Origin of the sequence: Tissierella pigra, from assembly GCF_009695605.1 — a bacterium.
Lineage (GTDB): Bacteria > Bacillota > Clostridia > Tissierellales > Tissierellaceae > Tissierella > Tissierella pigra.
In genome coordinates, this window is record NZ_VUNQ01000102.1 from 1 (window position 1) to 2121 (window position 2121).

At 29.9% G+C, this 2121-nt stretch carries 1 protein-coding gene; it reads right to left on the reverse strand.

Annotated elements, in window-relative coordinates; genetic code table 11:
* Positions 1–293: 293 nt before the first annotated feature.
* Positions 294–956, reverse strand: a complete 663-nt coding sequence (locus FYJ83_RS19480) for a Type 1 glutamine amidotransferase-like domain-containing protein (RefSeq protein ID WP_154443133.1) — start codon at positions 954–956, stop codon at positions 294–296.
* Positions 957–2121: the final 1165 nt, after the last annotated feature.

Genomic DNA, 2121 nt, shown 5'->3' on the forward strand with positions numbered 1-2121 from the left:
ATCTTTAGGATACATATCACCAATTGAATATAGAAATAGAGCTAGCTTTGATTTAGCAGCTTAGGCAGTATTTAGAAAGTATATTCTTGTTCGGAATAAATTTGTCTAAAAAAGGGTTGCCTTTCCATATCTTTACTAAATATTTAATATTAATAATTATAACGTTTAATATAAATATTGTATAAGAAACTTACTGTAGGTTATGCTTATACTATATGTGACCATGACCTTGACTGTTGCCGAAGTTTTGCATAAAGAATTTAATTCAGTTAAGCCATAACCACTCAACACAACTAAAGCGTCTCATTCAACTTCTGAATCTTTGAGTGAGAAATTAAATATACATTGCCTAAAATGTCGATTTTGTCTCCTTTTACGCGTACAGCACAATCTTTGTTCGACGCATAAATATTTATTTCTTCTGATAAAGAAGACAGTTCACATTGAATCTTCTCAATGTTATTTTCAAGATCAAAATGAGACAGGACAGAAAAATTGTCAAGACCTATACCATGGCAAATAGAGCTTATTTCACCTTTATTACCAGTGTATTTCGAGCATAACCATTTAGCGGACATGTTTATTGCACCAGCACTTGTTCCCATTACAACGGCTCTGCTTTTTTTAATCAAATCTGACAATTCATATTCAATTAAAATACCGTTCTGTTCAATGGTATTTCCACCTAACAAGAAAATGACCGAAGCATTTTGAATTAATTTTTGAGCATCTTCCTTCTGTACACCATAATCAATTAAATGATATTCATCAAACATAATATTAGCCTGGTCAAGCCACGAGCGTTCAGTGGCACCAACTTCCTCGTCTTCATGAAGAAATGGATTTGCACTAATCATAACAAGTGATTTTCTATCAGTTATGTCCTCATGCAACAACTTAGCTAGCTTCTCAGGAAAAATATCGTTAAACCAACCTAAATAATAGTGAGTTCTCATAAGTACCTCCGTAGTAAAGTTTATATAATATAAATAATCTGTAGTTCGCCTTAATATACGACTACAATCTACTTATATAATATATTGTAGCATACATATCATGTAACACCAATAAATTTTGGAAATATCTTACTTTTTAATATCGTATTGTTCAGTTTCCAATTTTCTATTTCATGTAAATGATTAGCTATTTTTTTGTGCCAATTTTATTTTTTTGTCTTACATCTATTGCGAATTATCTCTGCCTTTCCTTCAAGTTCAAGAAGTAATTTACTATATTTTTTTACATCTTATTTTATTCATTGCTTCACTCTCCAGCTGTCTACTGAATACACTATTTTTAAGCTCGTCTATACTCTCAACAATCTATCTTTATTTAGTTCCTGTTTAAATAATGTCCCTCTAATTAGTTTTTCCATCTTCTTAATAATCTTTCGACTTCTTCTATGGCAGTTGTTATTTGTTTCTTAGTCATATTCATTCACCTTCTTTTAATTTATTTATTAATAAATTAACTCTTTATTACTATCTCTCATATTCTATTATAAGAGTACTTAATCTAAACTAGATCGGAGGTGTCTTTATGGATGAATTATTAGGTGGCAGAAGAGGATGCGAAAAAGAACGTGGTATGGATACTTCTTTACTATTCTTCTTTTTACTTTTAGTAGTTATTTTCTGTAATTGTGATTTGTTCTAACTTAGAATAATTGAGTCGGGGTTTATCCCCGATTCTTTTATATCTATAAAGTTTCATTCAATTTTCTGTTTTTTTAAATAGATTCTTATTCCTTCGTTTCCACCTCATAAAACATATTTACTATACTCTAAGTTCCTTGGCCATAGCTTTTAAACTTTTGAAAATGCTACCACTTTTATAGAGAGAACCTAACACCGTTATAGCACATGAAATTGATCTAAAGACATTTTTTGTTCTAAATCATAAGCTTATGATAGACATTGAGTTTTTAGACATAAAAAAGGATGATTGCTATTATTGCTTCCAAATACAGATTGATAGCTGAAAAAATTGCAGGATGGATAGGCTATACTAAATAGGACAATTCTTTTCCGAACATGATATAATTATTATAGGAGGAGAATAGAATGTCTAGAAAACATTATGAAGAAAACTTTAAAAAGCAAATAGTCAATATTTATAATC